Annotated in this window: 13 protein-coding genes; 2 read left to right on the top strand and 11 right to left on the bottom strand. The window is 72.7% G+C overall.

What is annotated here, in order from left to right; translation table 11 throughout:
- Nucleotides 1-2 precede the first annotated feature (2 nt).
- From OHN19_RS03705 to OHN19_RS03670, 8 genes are all read right to left on the bottom strand, one after another.
- Nucleotides 3-641 carry a DsbA family protein gene (locus OHN19_RS03705; RefSeq protein ID WP_330262720.1) on the bottom strand — a complete coding sequence of 213 codons (639 nt, stop codon included), beginning with the start codon at nt 639-641 and terminating at the stop codon, nt 3-5.
- 124 nt (nt 642-765) lie between these two features.
- Nucleotides 766-1,269, bottom strand: a complete 504-nt coding sequence (locus OHN19_RS03700) for a MarR family winged helix-turn-helix transcriptional regulator (protein ID WP_330262719.1) — start codon at nt 1,267-1,269, stop codon at nt 766-768.
- A gap of 30 nt (nt 1,270-1,299) precedes the next feature.
- Nucleotides 1,300-1,815 carry a response regulator transcription factor gene (locus tag OHN19_RS03695; protein ID WP_330262718.1) on the bottom strand — a complete coding sequence of 172 codons (516 nt, stop codon included), beginning with the start codon at nt 1,813-1,815 and terminating at the stop codon, nt 1,300-1,302.
- 170 nt (nt 1,816-1,985) lie between these two features.
- Entirely contained in the window at nt 1,986-2,888 is a 903-nt protein-coding gene (locus OHN19_RS03690) for a dihydrodipicolinate synthase family protein (RefSeq protein WP_330262717.1), read from the bottom strand.
- 59 nt (nt 2,889-2,947) lie between these two features.
- Nucleotides 2,948-4,144, bottom strand: coding sequence for a globin domain-containing protein (locus OHN19_RS03685; RefSeq protein WP_330262716.1), 1,197 nt, complete (start codon nt 4,142-4,144; stop codon nt 2,948-2,950).
- A 70-nt stretch (nt 4,145-4,214) separates the two neighbouring features.
- Complete coding sequence (locus OHN19_RS03680) at nt 4,215-4,658, bottom strand: Rrf2 family transcriptional regulator (RefSeq protein ID WP_330262715.1); 444 nt, start codon at nt 4,656-4,658, stop codon at nt 4,215-4,217.
- Nucleotides 4,659-4,725: 67 nt separating this feature from the next.
- On the bottom strand, nt 4,726-5,703 hold the full coding sequence (locus tag OHN19_RS03675) for an aldo/keto reductase (protein WP_330262714.1): 978 nt from the start codon (nt 5,701-5,703) through the stop codon (nt 4,726-4,728).
- 140 nt (nt 5,704-5,843) lie between these two features.
- Nucleotides 5,844-7,973, bottom strand: coding sequence for a nitrate- and nitrite sensing domain-containing protein (locus OHN19_RS03670; protein WP_330262713.1), 2,130 nt, complete (start codon nt 7,971-7,973; stop codon nt 5,844-5,846).
- A gap of 175 nt (nt 7,974-8,148) precedes the next feature.
- Between OHN19_RS03670 and OHN19_RS03665 the strand changes: the two genes are divergently transcribed.
- Nucleotides 8,149-8,889, top strand: a complete 741-nt coding sequence (locus OHN19_RS03665) for an SDR family oxidoreductase (protein WP_330262712.1) — start codon at nt 8,149-8,151, stop codon at nt 8,887-8,889.
- Nucleotides 8,890-9,046: 157 nt separating this feature from the next.
- On the opposite strand, the gene sigJ is transcribed toward OHN19_RS03665, so the two are convergent.
- The 3 genes from sigJ to OHN19_RS03650 form a co-directional block, all read right to left on the bottom strand.
- Nucleotides 9,047-9,967, bottom strand: a complete 921-nt coding sequence (gene sigJ / locus OHN19_RS03660; protein WP_330262711.1) for an RNA polymerase sigma factor SigJ — start codon at nt 9,965-9,967, stop codon at nt 9,047-9,049.
- A gap of 128 nt (nt 9,968-10,095) precedes the next feature.
- The gene (locus OHN19_RS03655) at nt 10,096-11,217 is read right to left on the bottom strand and encodes a PP2C family protein-serine/threonine phosphatase (protein WP_330262710.1); all 1,122 of its coding nucleotides are present in this window, start codon (nt 11,215-11,217) and stop codon (nt 10,096-10,098) included.
- A gap of 156 nt (nt 11,218-11,373) precedes the next feature.
- Entirely contained in the window at nt 11,374-13,086 is a 1,713-nt protein-coding gene (locus tag OHN19_RS03650; RefSeq protein WP_330262709.1) for a sigma-54-dependent Fis family transcriptional regulator, read from the bottom strand.
- Between the two features lie 215 nt (nt 13,087-13,301).
- On the opposite strand from OHN19_RS03650, the gene OHN19_RS03645 reads away from it, so the two are divergent.
- Nucleotides 13,302-15,041 (top strand): FAD-dependent monooxygenase, encoded by a 1,740-nt coding sequence (locus OHN19_RS03645; protein WP_330262708.1) that lies wholly within the window; start codon nt 13,302-13,304, stop codon nt 15,039-15,041.
- Nucleotides 15,042-15,066: the final 25 nt, after the last annotated feature.

Below are 15,066 nucleotides of genomic sequence, written 5' to 3'. Positions count from 1 at the left end.
TCCTAGTTGTCGGAAGGGGAGGTGAGGGAGGCCGCGAAGGCCTTGAGACGCCGGTCCACCTCGTCGGCGGTGCCGTGGCCCAGGGCCAGCGGGACGACGTGCTCGCCGTCGACGGCCAGGAGGGTGGGGAAGCCGGTCACGCCGAGTTCGGCCGCACGGTGGAAGTCGTCCGCCGCCGCGAGGGACGCCTCGGGATCCTGGAACGCGGCGACCACGGCGTCGGCGTCCAGTCCTGCCGCCTCCGCGAGCTTGCGGTAGGTGGCGGGCTCGGACAGGCTCAGTCCGTCTGCGTAGAAGGCGTGCTGGAGAGCCGTGGCCAGTTCCACCGCGCGGTCGGGGGCCACCCGGCGCAGGGCGGCGACACCGCGGGCGGCGGCCTCGGAGTCCATCACGAACGAGCCGTCGGCGATCAGCCTTTCGTAGCCCTCGCCGAAGGCGGCGCCGGTCCGCTCGGCGATCTGGGCGTTGGCGCCGTGTACGTAGCCGAACTCCCGGATCGGCACGGCGCGCGGGCCGGTGAACAGACCGCCGGAGACGACCTCGACCGGCAGATCGGGGTGCCGGGAGACGATCTCGCGCAAGGTGGCCGAGAAACCGTGGGACCAGCCGCAGTAGGCGTCGAAGACGTAGACGAGCTTCATCGGGGGACCTCGGGGAACGTGGCGCCCACCTGGTGCGGGCACTCACACGGGGAACATTATCTGACTCGTCAGATATTTCCACGCGGGTGGGTCCATCGGTGTGACGCACGTCGCGGGACGGTGCTCAGGGCAGCTGCGGCAGGGAGTCCCGGGCCGCGTGACTGAGGATGCGCAGGTCCTCCGCGAAGCGTTCCCGGTGGGCCGCGGGCAGGGGCTCCAGGAAGTACCGCTTGATGTTCTCGACGTGGAGGCGGGAAGCGCGTACGGCGGTCTCCTCACCCAGCGGGGTCAGGCGCACCAGGCGTCCGCGCCGGTCGTGGGGGTCCGTGACGCGCCGCACCAGCCCCGCCGCCTCCATCCGGTCCACCAGCCGGGTCGCCCCGCCCGTGCTGAGCACCTGCTCCTGGCCGATCGCCCGCATCGACAGCCCCGGCTCGCCCGCGCGGCCCAGGATCAGCAGCACCTCGTACATCAGGTGGCTGATCCCGCACTCCTCCTCTATCCGGCGGCCCAGGATGTACTCCAGCCGGTTCGCGGCGCCCTGCAGCCGCCCGAACGCCAGGACCAGCTCGTCGTCCGCCGCCTGCTTCGCGGTCGTGATCTCCTGCTGAGCGTTCTGCTCGCCCACGGCACCTCCGTATGTTCCCAGAGGCGGAACCTATCGTGCCCGGCGCGCGAGCGCGGCTCGGCGGGGGCCTGCCCGGGCGAACTCCTTCGGGTTCAGGGGGACTTCGACATCGTCCAGGAAGGCGCGGTGGGCCCGCCGGTCGACGGACAGCCGCCCGTAGGTGTCCCGGTGCGGGAAAGGACGACAGGCCGGTCCCGTCGGGCCCCTGCGCAGGACCGCTCGCATCCGGGCGATCAGCTCACGGGTGAGGAACGGCTTCACGAGGTAGTCGTCCGCGCCCAGTTCGAGACCCACGACCTTCTCCGTCTCGCTGCCCCGCCCGCTGAGGATCACGATCGGCACGTCACCGCGGGCGCGCAGCTCCCGGCACACGTCCAGACCGTCGATGTCCGGCAGCCCGAGGTCGAGCAGCACGAGGTCGGTCACCGGTGCCGCGAGCGCGTCCCGTCCGGTCGCGACCCACGTCACGCGATAGCCGTAGCGCGCCAGACCGCGCCGTAGGGAATCCGCCACGAACCGGTTGTCCTCGACGAGGAGTACGTGCACTGTCTTCTCCTGGGGTGTGCACCAAAGGGCCTTGGGGGGACCCGAAACCCAAGGTAGAGGCGCGGTCCGCGGTTTCCCTCGGCCGGAGGGCCGAACCCGCCGGGTGCGAGTGATACGGCCGCAGTAGGCGCCCTACTCCCCGGCGAAGGCCGTGGTCGTGGCGCGGTGTGTCACGCGTTCGTTCCCAGGTCCAACTCGTCCAGTACGGCCACCAGGTCGCGCCGGGCGTCGGCGGGCAGGCCGCGCAGGGGCAGCGGCAGGTTCGGCTCGGTCGCGAGGCCCAGGTGCGCGGCGGCCGCCGACATCACGCGCAGACCGCCGTAGCGGCGGAAGAACCCCCACAGCGGCTCCAGTCGTGCCGACCGGGCCACGGCCCCCTCGGCGTCACCGCTCTGCGCGGCCCGGGTGAGGGCGAGCGCGGTGCGGGGGAACAGCCCGCCGGTGACCGAGTACCACGTGTCGCACCCGGCGTTCAGGCCGCCGGCCGCCGCCCAGTCCCCGCTCACGCCGAGGGCGACGGACCCGGGGATCCGGGCCCGCAGCGCCTCGACGCGTTGCCGGGCCGCGGCCGGGTCGTCCGGGACCGGCGGGATCTTGATCGCGGCGACCTGCGGCAACGCGGCGATACGGCCGTGGAGTTCGTCGGTGAACCGGACATGCGTGGTGGCCGGGTTGTCGTACACGCACAGGGGGACCGAGAGCTCGCGGGTGACCTGTTCGTACAGGCCGAACACCTCGTCGTCGGTGAGGGACTGGTAGGTCATCGGGGCGAGCAGGACCGCCGAGACGCCCGCCCGCTGGGCGTCCTCGGCCAGGGCCAGCACCTGGGACGTGCGCAGCGCGCCGATGCCCGCCATGACCGGCACCCCGTCGGCGGCCTCGACGGCGATCCGCACGGCCGCCGCGCGCTGTTCGCGGGACAGATAGGCGTAGTTGCCCGTCGACCCCAGCGCGCCGATCGAATCGACCCCCGCCTCGGCGAGGCGCGCGACGAGGCGGGCGTACGCCTTCTCGTCGATGCCCGACTCGTCGGACGGGGTGAGCGGGAAGGCGCTGAGGCCGGTGAACAGCACGGGAAGTCCCTTTCGTCGGGGCGCGGTTGTCCGTCGGGCACCGCGGTGCGCAGGTCGGCCTACTCGGTGCCGAGCCAGAGGTCCGGGCCGAAGACCTCGTAGTGGACGGAGTGCGCGGGAAGGCCACGGTAGAGCAGGTCGCCGCGCACCGCGCGCATGAAGGGCAGCGGACCGCACAGGTACGCGGTCACACCGTCGGGCAGCTCGAGCGCACCGACGTCGGCGCGGCCTGCCGAGGCGCCGGGCGCGCTCGTGGCCAACTCCTCGTACCACAGGTGCAGTCGGGCGTTCGGGAGCGCCTCGACGAGCCGGCGCTGCTCCTCGCGGTGGGGGTGGTCCGCCGGGGTGCGGTCGGCGTGCACGACGAGTACCGGGCGGGTGGGGTCCTGGGCCGCAAGGTGGTGGAGCATGGACAGCATCGGGGTGACGCCGATGCCGGCGGAGGCCAGGAGCAACGGGCCGTCCCCCGCGGGCAGTACGAGATCGCCGAACGGCGCGGAGACGGTGAGCGTGTCACCGGGGCGGGCGTGCTCGTGCAGCCGGGAGGACACCTCGCCCGCCGGATCCGCACCGGCCCGGACGCGCTTGACGGTGATGCGCCAGTACGGGTCCCGCGGGGCGCCGGAGAGGCTGTACTGGCGTATCTGCCGGGCGCCGTCGGGCAGTTGGACCTGGACGCTGACGTACTGCCCGGGACGGAAGGCCCCGGTGGGGGTGCCGTCGGTCCGGCGCAGGAGGAAGGACACGGTGTCGGAGGTCTCCTCGCGCCGCTCGACGATCTCCATCGGCCGCCAGGTCCCGCCCTCCGCGCCACCGGACTCCTGGTAGAGCCTGGTCTCCAGGGCGATCAGGGCGTTGGCCATCAGCCAGTACACCTCGTCCCAGGCCGCCGCCACGGCCGGGGTGACCGCGTCGCCGAGGACCTCGACGATCGCGGCGAAGAGGTGCTGGTGGACGAGTTTGTACTGGTCGGAGGTGATGCCGAGCGAGGCGTGCTTGTGGGCGATCCGGGCCAGCATCGCGTCCGGCCGGGACTCGGGGTGCTCGACCAGCAGGCCCGCGAAGGCCGCGATCGAGCCCGCGAGCGCCTTCTGCTGCTCCCCGTTGGCCTGGTTGCCGCGGTTGAACAGGTCGCGCAGCAGCTCGGGCCGGTCCTCGAAGAGCCGGGTGTAGAACACCCCGGCGATCTCGCCGATGGCGGCGCCGACGACGGGCAGGGTGGCGCGGACGACCGGGGTGGACTGCTCGGACAGCATGACTCTCCCTAAGTGGTAGATGATCTTCGCATTTAAAGCCATGGCGGAAGGGCTTCGCGGGCGGTGCCGGTCACTCGGGGCGGCGGCCCGAGAGGCCGACCAGGACGGGGCCGGTGGGGGACCGCACCAGGTCGGTCACCGTGAGCGGGTCGAGCGTGGCGTAGAAGGCCTCCTGCGCGTCGCGCAGCGCACGGCGCAAAAGGCAGGCCGCGCGCAGGGGGCAGGGGGAGTCGCCCTCGCAGGCGACGACCTCCTCCTCACCCTCCAGCTCCCGCACCAGCCAGCCGACCGAGGCGTGCCGGCCCGGCTCGGTCAGACCCAGTCCGCCACCGCGGCCCCGGCGGGTCTCCAGTACTCCCAGATGCTGGAGCCGGCTGATCGCCTTCGCCATGTGGGCGGCGGGCACGCCCATGTCCTGCGCCACCTCCCGGGTGGTCAGGGGCTCGTCCCGCTCGGAGACGGCCAGGCGCATCACGGCACGCAGGGCCAGGTCGGTGAACTTGGTCAGCCTCACGCGAGGACGCTATCAAATACGCATCGGAGATACGCATTTACTGGAGGTGCTGTCGATGGGGTGTGCGTCACACCGGCGCGCGCTCGTCCAACAGCCCTTCACCGCGCAGGTCGTCCCACACCTGAGGCGGGATGTCCGCTGCGAACGCCGCCAGGTTGCCGCGCACCTCGTCCGCCGTGCGCATGCCGACGACGATGCCCGCGACCGCAGGGTGGCGCAGCGGGAACGCCATCGCCAGCTCCGGCAGCGTCACGCCGTGGGCCTCGCAGACGTCGGCGATGCGATGCGCGCGCTCCACCAACTGCGGTGCCGCCGGCGCGTAGTCGAAGGTGGCGTCCTCGGCGGGGCGGGCCGTGGCGAGCAGGCCGGAGTTGAAGACCGACGCGGCGAGCACCGAGACACCCCGCTCGGTGCAGGCGGGCAGGAGGTCGTCGAGGGCACTGTGGTCGAGGAGCGTGTAGCGGCCGGACAGCATCACCACGTCGACATCCGACTCCCTGACCAGCCGGGTCAGCTTGCCGGGGTGGTACATCCCGGCGCCGATCGCGCCCACCACGCCCTGGGCGCGCAGCTCGGCGAGAGCCGGGTACCCGTCGCGCAGCGCGTCCTCGAAACGCTCCTCCGCGTCGTGCAGGAACAGCACGTCGATCCGGTCGACGCCCATCCGCTCCAGCGAGTCCGCCACGCTGCGCAGCACACCGTCCCGGCTGAAGTCCCAGACCCTACGGTGGGTGGCGGGCACCGCGAAGCTCTCGTCCGTACGGCCCGCCGGGTCCTGCGGGACCAGCAGCCGGCCGACCTTGGTCGACAGGGTGAACTCCTCGCGGGGCCGGTCCCGCAGCAGGGCACCGGTGCGGCGCTCGGAGTGTCCGATGCCGTAGTGCGGGGAGGTGTCGAAGTAGCGGATCCCGCCGTCCCAGGCCGCCTCCAGCGCGCCCGCCGCCGTCCCGTCGTCCAGCGGTGCGAAGAGCCCGCCGAGCGGGCCGCCACCGAAGCCCAGTTCGGTGACGTGCACCTCGGTCCTCCCGAGCCGGTTCCGCTTCATCCGGGTCCTCCCTCGTGCCGCCGACGCCACACGATCATCCTGCCGTCACAACTGCCGCCGCACCAAGGGCATTTACCGGCCCTGCACATGCACACCGGCGTCGGCCGGGGGGCACCCGCGCCTCGGCATGCCGGGGTGTGTCAGCGCCGCCTCCGGTGGGTCGGCCGGTCGTCCCACGCCTCGTAACCGCGGCCGGCGGCGTCCTGGAGGCGGGGATCGGCGAAGGCGGCCAGGGCCAGGGTGTCGGGGTCGGGTGCCGCTCCCGGGGCCCGGTAGGTGATCGTGTCGGGCAGCATCGCCAGAGCGGTGGTGCCCTGGCCCTCGTCGCCCGGACGCAGCTGCACCCGGACCCCGTGCCGGTCGGCCAGGCGGCCGACCACGTACAGGCCCATCCGCTGCGAGATCGCCACGTCCACGGTGGGCGGGTCGGCCAGGTGGTGGTTGATGTCGGCCAGGTCCTCGGGCGGCAGTCCGATGCCCCGGTCGTGGATCTCGACCATGATCCGCCCGTCGGGCAGCCGAGCCGCGGTGACCCGGACACTGGAGTGCGGCGAGGAGAACGTCGTGGCGTTCTCCAGGAGTTCGGCCAGCAGGTGCACCAGGTCGGTCACGGCCCGGCCGTGGATCTCGGCCTCCGGGATACCCGACAGCTCCACGCGCTCGTACTGCTCGACCTCGGAGGCCGCGGCGCGGATGACGTCGACCAGGGGCAGCGGCTGGTTCCACTGCTGGGCCGGGGTCTCGCCGCCGAGCACGAGGAGGTTCTCGCCGTTGCGGCGGACCCGGGTGGCGAGGTGGTCCAGTTTGAAGAGGTTGGCCAGCTGGTCGGGGTCGGCCTCCTTGCCCTCCAGGCCGGTGATCAGGGCGAGTTGGCGTTCGATCAGGGACTGGTTGCGGCGGGCCAGGTTGCTGAAGATCGTGTTGATGTTGGCGCGCAGCAGGGCCTGTTCGGCGGCCAGCCGGACGGCCTCGCGGTGCACGTGGTCGAAGGCGCGGGCGACCTCGCCGATCTCGTCCGTGGTGGTGATCGGGATCGGCGCCACCTGGGAGTCGACCCGGCCGGGGATGGCCCGGGTGAGCTGGGTGAGCAGCGCGGGGAGCCGCTGCTCGGCGATCTCGTGGGCCGAGGCGCTCAGCCGGCGCATGCTGGTGCTCATCGTCCGGGCCACCCAGGCGGCGAGCAGGAAGGCGACCAGGACCGCGAACAGGACCAGCGCGGCGTTGACGATGGCGTCGGTGCGGGCGTCGTCGGCGATGCTGTGGGCGTCCGCCAGGGCGCTGTCGGTGAGGTACACCTCGACGCTGCGGTACGCGTCGAAGCTGAGGGTGGAGGCGGCGAAGAAGGTCTCGGGCGTGATGCCCTGTGCGGCGAGCTGCTCGGCCGACTTCCCGGAGGCGATCTCGCTGGTCATCCGCTCCAGGCTCGGCGGGGCCACGAAGGTCCGTCCGGCCGCCTCGGCCTGACCCTGGGCCTTCGCCACCTGTTCCTTGCCTTGCGCTTCCGCGTCGGTCAGCGCCTTGCGCAGCCGGGTCATGTCACCGGCGGTGCCGGCACCGGCGTACTCCTGGAGCGCGACCTGTTCGAGATAGACGTACGAGCTGAACGAGCCCAGCTGGACCTGGAGTTCGCCCTGGGCGAGCTTGCTGCGGTCCTCGGTGAGCAGGTGGGTGCCGATCGCCCGGATCAGGGACTCGGCGGCCTGGGTGAGGGAGACCGCGTAGAGGGTGCGGCCGAAGCTGGCCTGGTTGGTGCTGCCGAAGCCGAGCTCGTTGGAGATCTCCATCAGCGGGTGCTGGACGGCGTGATAGCTCTCCTCGGTCTGCACACCGGTCAGCCGGGGGGTGAAGGCGTTGGCGCGCACCGACGCGAGTTGCTTCTCGCCGGCGCGGACCAGTTCGACCCGGCGCAGCAGTCCGGGGGTCTGCGGCATCCGCCGGACCGCCTCGTCGAACGCCTTCGCGTCCGCGTCGGTCACGGCCCGGGCCTTGGTGACCACGCTCGACGTCCGGTCGCCCTTGACCAGCGGGATGACCGACACATCGCGCTCGTTGATGGCGTCGCTGGCGTACTTGTTCGCGGCCTGGACCAGTTCCGCCACCCGGACCGCGTCGTCGGCGTCCTGCCAGGTGTCCACCGAGCGTTTGACGCGGATACCGCCGAGGACCAGGGCGATGATCACCGGGATCAGGAGGATGGCCTGGAGTTTTCTTGCCACCCGCCAGTTGCGGGTCCCCAGGCCCAGGCGGGCGGCGGACGGTGTCTTCGACAAGATGGCCTCACGGTTCTGGTTCGCCTCGGGTCCTTCACTCTTGAACAACGTGGGGCCCCCGTGGAGTTGTTCAGATTGCGGAGTTTTTCGTCTGCTGTCACAGATTCCGACGCTGTCCGGTCCTGTCTCCGAGGGTCCCGTCACCGCGGGACCCGGACAGGAGAGGGAGACAGAGATGAAGATCGTCGTCATCGGAGGCACCGGCCGCATCGGATCGCAGGTGGTGGACCTGCTGCGGGCGGGTGGCCACGAGGCCGTGGCGGCCGCGCCGAGCACGGGCGTCGACACGCTCACCGGGGAGGGGCTCGCGGACGTGCTCAAGGGCGCGGACGTGGTCGTGGACGTGGCGAACTCCCCGTCGTTCGAGAAGGACGCCGCCATCGACTTCTTCACGCGGGCGATGCGGAACCTCACGGCGGCGGAACAGGAGGCCGGGGTCCGCCACCATGTCGCGCTCTCCATCATCGGCGTCGACCAGGTGCCAGGGCTCGGCTACTACCTGGCCAAGGTCGCGCAGGAGGACGCGGTACGGGCGAGCGGGGTGCCCTTCACGATCGTGCGGGTGGCCCAGTTCTTCGAGTTCGTCGCGCCCGTGATGGACCTGACCACCGAGGGCCGGGACGTGCACCTGCCGCCCACCCAGCTGCGCCCGATCGCCGCCGCGGACGTCGCCGCCGTGGTCGCCGAGGCGGCGCAGGGGGAGCCGGTGAACGGGCTGCGCCTGCTGGCCGGCCCCGAGATCCACCGTCTCGACCGGCTCGCCGAACTGACCCTCGCCGCGAAGCCGGACGGCCGCCGCGTCGTCACCGACGAGAGCGCCGGCATGTTCGCGGGCATCCCGGACGGCGTCCTCACCGGCGACGACACGGTTCCCACGGCGCCGACGCGCTACGAGGACTGGCTCGCAGGGAACTGACGGGGGCGGGGAGCGGGGCCGGGCGGGAGCGGCAGGGAGGGGCTGGAGCTGGAAGGCGTGTGCCTGTCGGTGCCCCGGCCGCCGCAGCACCAGCCCCCGCCCCTGGCTCGGCTCACCCGCCACCCCAGATCAGCGCCCGCCCCCGCCCCGGCTCAGCTCACCCCCCGCTCCCAACCCCCGTCCGCCCCGACGACCTCTCGTACGCCCGGAGTTTCTCGGGTGCCAGTACCCAGTACAGGCCGTCGATGCCGTCCGGGCCCACCGTCGCGCTCACCAGGCCGACGGTCTCGCCGTCCCTGACGATCAGCAGGCTGGGCAGGCCGTTGGCCTCGGCGAAGGCGAACTCGGCGCCGGGGAGGAACTTGTTGACGAACGCGCTGATCTTCGCCACGCGCCCGGCGCCCACGACCTCCAGCCGCGCCACGCCCCGCAGTCCGTTGCCGTCCGCGTAGGCCACGACGTCGGCGGACAGCACGCTCTCCAGCGCGGCCACGTCACCGTGCCGCGCCGCCGCGACGAAGGCGTGCAGGAGCCGCCGGTGCTCCGCCGCCTCGACCCGTTCACGGCGCTCCGCGGCCAGCCGTTTGCGCGCCCGGCTGACGATCTGCCGCACATTGGCCTGGCTGAGCTGGACGATGCCCGCGATCTCGTCGTACGGATAGTCGAACGCCTCCCGCAGCACATAGGCGGCCCGCTCCACCGGATTCAGTTTCTCCAGGACCAGCAGCACGGCCAGCTCCAGTGCCTCACCGCGCTCCGCGCCGACCTGCGGGTCCACGCTCGTGTCCACGGGCTCCGGCAGCCACGGACCGACGTACGCCTCACGCCGCACCCGGGCCGACTGGGCCACGTTGATCGCCAGCCGGGTGGTGGTCGTGGCAAGGAAGGCCCCGGGATTCAGCACCCCGCCCCGGTCGGTGCCCTGCCACCGCAGCCACGCGTCCTGCACCACGTCCTCGGCCTCGGACACACTGCCCAGGATCCGGTAGGCGATCCCGAACAGCCGGGGCCGCAGCCGCTGGAACGCGTCCGCCTCCTCGTCGAGAGAACCGTCGGCCGGCAGTGAAGGCTTGTCCATGAGGCCGATGGTACGGCGCCGGAGCCCCCGGCCCCCGGACCCGACGGCACGGCGCCGACACCCTCCGCACCCGGAGCCGTGAGGCGGCAATCCCCGTGCGCGGCAAGGCAGTCGGCGTCCCTGGGACCTCAGTGTCGCCGCGCGCGGCGCACGGTCAGGACGGCCACGTCGTCCTGCTGGCCGCCGTGCCCGGCGAACGTGCGGGCGTCCTCGTGCAGGGCCTGCGGCAGCTCGGTGGGGGAGAAGTCGACGTAGTTCGTCAGACGTTCGTCGACCGGGTAGAACGTGCCGTCGGCCGAGCGCGTCTCGGTGAGACCGTCCGTGCTCAGCAGCAGCGTCGCGCCGGTGGGGAAGTCGAACCAGCCGACGGTCGTGGGCTCGGCGGCGAGCTCGGCCAGGCCGAGGGGGACCCCCGCCTCCAGATCGAGGGCGCTGACCTTGCCGTCGTACAGGACGTACGGCAGGACATGTCCGCAGTTGACGGCCTGGACCTCCATCTCCGCGTCGACGCCGACGACGAGCGCGGTGACGAAGCGTTCGTCGTCGCCGGTGTGCGTGGCGTAGGAGTTGTGCCGTACGACCGCCGCGTCCAGGGCGTCCACCAGCGCGGTGAGAGTGGGCTCGCGGTAGGCGGCCTCGCGGAAGGCGCCGATGACGGCGAACGCGGCGCCCACGGCGGTCAGCCCCTTGCCCTGCACGTCCCCGATCAGCACCCGGGTCCCGAACGGCGACTCGACGACGTCGTAGATGTCGCCGCCGACCAGCCGGTCCTCCTGGAGCGGCTCGTACACGCCGTTGACCAGCACGTCGTCGGTGATCAGCGGGAGGGGGTGCAGGATGTGCCGCTGCATGGCCGCGGCGGTGGACCGCAGCCGCAGCATCGCCTCCTCGCGCCTGATCCGCCGGTGGCAGCCGTAGACCGAGGTCGCGGCGAGGCCCACGGTGAACAGGATCAGCAGGAGCCGGTCGAACCAGTGGCCCGCGTCGCGGTCCCGCAGCAGCACGCTCGCGGTGACGACGACCGTGGTCCACACCGCGACGAACGTCGTCTGGCGGACCGTGCCCAGCGCCGAGGCCGCGCCCGGCAGGAACACCAGGAGCCCCAGCAGCCACACCTCGGACCCGGACAGCGCGCCGAGGACCTCCACGAGGACGGTCACGGACACCACCCCGACGACCACCTCGGCATCGCCCGGGGGCTCGATGGCGTCGAAGGCGTCGCCGGGTCTCTTACGACGGCTACCGGTCATGCGTGCTCCCGGGCAGGTGGTGATCTCCTCCTACGGTATGCAGCCTTGCTGTGACCCGCTCAGCCGCCCCGCCGATCAGCGCGGCAAGTCCTCGGGCGGCGGCGGGCGCCCCGGGCCCCGTGAATGCGCGCTCCCCTCCCGGAACCAGGGCGGGCCTCAGCCCTCGTACTCCCGCAGCTTGCGGTACAGCGTCGCCCGGCCGATGCCCAGGGCCGCCGCCGCGCGGGACTTGTTGCCGCCGTGGCGGTGCAGGGTCTCGAGGATCGTGGCGCGCTCGGCGTGCTCCATCGGGCTGAGCGGGCGGACGGCGGGGCCCTCCCGCAGGGAGTCGGGCAGCTCGGCCCGGCGGATCGGCCCGGAGGCCCGCCGGTGTTCCGCCAACGCCTGCACCACATGGGCCAGTTCGGTGACGTTCCCGGGCCACGGGTGCTGTTCGAGCGCGCGCAGGGCGTCCAGGGTCCAGGTCAGCGGAGGACGGCCCGGCGCGGGGCGCGGGGCGAGGGCCGCCAGCAACTCCCTGATGTCCTCGGTGCGTTCGCGCAGCGGCGGCAGGGTGACCGAGCGGGCGGCCAGCTTGTCGAGGAGCCGCTGGAGGCACGGGCCGGGCGGGGTGCCGGGGGTGTGGGTGACCAGCAGCCGGGCGTCCGGGTGCGCGTCGAGCAGCGAGTTCAGCGCGGCCACGGCGGGCTGCGTCAGCCGTTCGGCGTGCCGCAGGAGCAGCGGGCCCCGCGCGGCCCACTGCGCCAACTCCCCTTCGAGTGCGCCGTCTTCGGCCGCGTCGACGATGCGGGCGGGCGAGCGGTCGAGCAACTCCCGGGCCAGCGCGGTCTTGCCCGTTCCGCGCTCACCGGTCAGCAGCACGGGCTCGGGCGAGCGGGTCAGTCCTGCGGCGCGGTCCACGGCGTACCGCCAGGGGAGCGAGGAACCGGCCAGGGCGGGGAGGGGGCGTGGCCGGGGCCGCGGTGTGTGCTCGTCCCGCGCCTGCAGGACGGCCACGATGCCCAGGACCACCCCGTCCTGCCGCACCACGTCGATCCGGGCCGTGCACCCGGCGTCCTCGGGCAGTGCGGCGGCCGGCGGTGTGTCCGAGTGCCGTGCCGTCACCGCCGTACGCTCGAGAGCCCGCAGCACGTCCTCGGTCGCCAGCCGTTCCGCCGCCGCGCTGAGCAGACGGTTGCGGCCGTCCAGCGCGGCCACCGCGCGGTCGTCGCCGCGTACTGCCCGCAAGTAGGCGTCGAGGAGCAGCTGTTCGGGGCGTCCCGCCCGGGCGAGCAGTTCGGCCTCCACCGCGGTGGCCGCGGCCTCGGCGAGCGCCGCCTGCGGATGCGGCGGGCGGCCGCCGCGCAGGTGCGAGGCGACGGTGAGCGTGCCGAGCGCGTGGCCGCTCTTCGGCGCGAGCACCGGGACGCTGACCGCGGACACGTCCTGCCACACGTCGAGGAAGTGCTCGGGTCCGTGCACCTCCGCCCGGCGCCGGGTGCGCAGCGCGAGGGCCGCGCTGTTGTGGCCGACCTCCTGCTCCGACAGTCCGGGACACGCGGGCAGTCCGGGGGGCCCGCCGGACGTCCACAGCACCCGCAGTCGCGCGTCGGTGAGGACGAGGGCCGAGCGGCCGGGGCCCAGCGCGGGGGCGATCCGTTCGAGCACCGGCCGGGCGGCGTCGAGCAGGAGGGACTCACCGGGCCGGGGCACCGGCGCGGCGGGCTCCTTCAGGTCGTGCGGCACACCGTAGAACCGCGCCCGCCGCCACGCCGCGAGCACCTCCTCCGGAACCCCGTCGGGCACCGGGTGCCCGGACAGGAAGTGCTCCCGCGCCACTCCCAGCGGCGGGAGGGCGTGGACTGCGGGGGAGGGCTCTGTGGTGGTCACGACGAACCCACCGTAGCGGGTTCGGTTGAACGCGCAACGACTGCCCCGTGCGGACGGACCTCTGCCGAGGGAAGGCCGATGCAGCCGGAATCCCGGAGGTACGGCAGGACCCCCGCCGCCGGAGGCCGATGTATCGAATTGAGACACCCGCGCACCGCCCCGCCCCACCATGATCAAGACTGTCCGCCGTCCGTGAGCCCCGCCAGGAGCGCCCCGTGTCCACCGTCGTCGAGACCGACGTCCTGATCGTAGGCAGCGGGCCGGCCGGAGCCTCGGCCGCGCTCGCCCTGAGCACCTACGGCGTCCCCAACATCGTCGTCACCCGCTACGCGAGCCTCGCCGACACCCCCCGCGCGCACATCACCAACCAGCGCACGATGGAGGTGCTCCGCGACCTCGGCGTGGAGCAGGAGGTGATCGCGCAGGCGACCCCGCAGCACCTGATGGGCAACACGACCTTCTGCACCAGCCTGGCCGGCGAGGAACTCGGCCGGGTGCGCTCCTGGGGCAACGACCCGCTCGTCCAGGCCGCCCACGAACTCGCCAGCCCCACCCGCATGTGCGACATGCCCCAGCACCTCATGGAGCCGGTCCTGGTCGACGCGGCCGTCGCCCGCGGCACGGCCCTGCGCTTCCAGACCGAGTACCTCTCCCACACCCAGGACACAGGCGGCGTGACGGCCACCGTCCGGGACCGGCTGCGCGGGGACACGTACGAGATCCGCGCGAAGTACCTGATCGGCGCCGACGGCGGCCGCTCCAAGGTCGCCGAGGACGCCGGGCTGCCGATGGGCGGCCAGATGGGCGTGGCCGGCAGCATCAACATCGTCTTCGAGGCCGACCTGAGCAAGTACACGGCCCACCGCCCCTCCACCCTCTACTGGGTCCTCGCCCCGGGCGCCACCGTCGGCGGCATCGGCGCGGGCCTGGTGCGCTGCGTACGGCCGTGGAACGAGTGGCTGATCGTGTGGGGGTACGACGTCACCGCGGGCGCCCCCGACCTCACCACGGAGTACGCCGAGTCCGTCGTACGGCAGCTGGTCGGCGACGACGAGATCCCGGTGACCATCAAGTCGTCCTCCGCCTGGACCGTCAACGAGATGTACGCCGAGACCTACTCCCACGGCCGGGTCTTCTGCGCCGGAGACGCCACCCACCGACACCCGCCGTCCAACGGCCTCGGCTCCAACACCTCCATCCAGGACTCCTACAACCTCGCCTGGAAGCTCAAGCTCGTCCTCGACGGCACCGCCTCCCCGAAGCTCCTCGACACCTACACCGCCGAACGCGCCCCGATCGGCAAGCAGGTCGTCACCCGCGCCAACCAGTCCATCGGCGAGACCGCCCCGATCTTCGAGGCCCTCGACGGACTCTCCCCACAGACCCCCGAGCAACTGTGGGCCAACATCGCCGCCCGCAAGGACGCCACCGAGGCCGCCGAGAAGCAGCGGGCGAAGCTGCGCGAGGCCATCGCCTTCAAGGTCTACGAGTTCAACGCGCACGGCGTCGACCTCAACCAGCGCTACGCCTCGGACGCGATCGTCCCCGACGGCACTCCCGCGGAGACCTTCGTTCGCGACCCCGAACTCCACCACCAGCCCACCTCCCGACCCGGCGCCCGCATCCCGCACGCCTGGCTCACCTCGGGCACGCGGACGGTGTCCACCCTGGACACGGTCGGCCAGGGCCGCTTCACCCTCCTCACCGGCATCGGCGGCGAGGGCTGGCTGCGGGCCGCCGAGGCACAGGACCTCGACATCGCCACCGTCGTCGTCGGGCCCGGACAGCAGTACGAGGACCCGTACGGCGACTGGGCGCGGCTCAGTGAGATCTCCGACGCGGGCGCCCTGCTCGTACGGCCCGACGGGTTCGTGGCCTTCCGGCACGCGACCGCCGCCCCCGACGCCGAAGCACTTCTCTCCGACGCGCTGCGTCGCATCCTCGGACACGCCTGAGAAGCGCGACCATGGAAGAACCCGC

It is taken from the genome of Streptomyces griseorubiginosus, from assembly GCF_036345115.1.
Lineage (GTDB): Bacteria > Actinomycetota > Actinomycetes > Streptomycetales > Streptomycetaceae > Streptomyces > Streptomyces griseorubiginosus_C.
The sequence above is the reverse complement of the archived record's forward strand: the minus strand, read 5'-3'. Positions and strand labels throughout refer to the sequence as shown.

Coding starts and splice junctions, on each gene's coding strand:
- sigJ (WP_330262711.1), bottom strand. CDS start 9,967: ATGGACAAGCCTTCACTGCCGGCCGACGGTTCTCTCGACGAGGAGGCG.
- OHN19_RS03665 (WP_330262712.1), top strand. CDS start 8,149: ATGAAGATCGTCGTCATCGGAGGCACCGGCCGCATCGGATCGCAGGTG.
- OHN19_RS03655 (WP_330262710.1), bottom strand. CDS start 11,217: ATGACCGGTAGCCGTCGTAAGAGACCCGGCGACGCCTTCGACGCCATC.
- OHN19_RS03675 (WP_330262714.1), bottom strand. CDS start 5,703: ATGAAGCGGAACCGGCTCGGGAGGACCGAGGTGCACGTCACCGAACTG.
- OHN19_RS03685 (WP_330262716.1), bottom strand. CDS start 4,144: ATGCTGTCCGAGCAGTCCACCCCGGTCGTCCGCGCCACCCTGCCCGTC.
- OHN19_RS03705 (WP_330262720.1), bottom strand. CDS start 641: ATGAAGCTCGTCTACGTCTTCGACGCCTACTGCGGCTGGTCCCACGGT.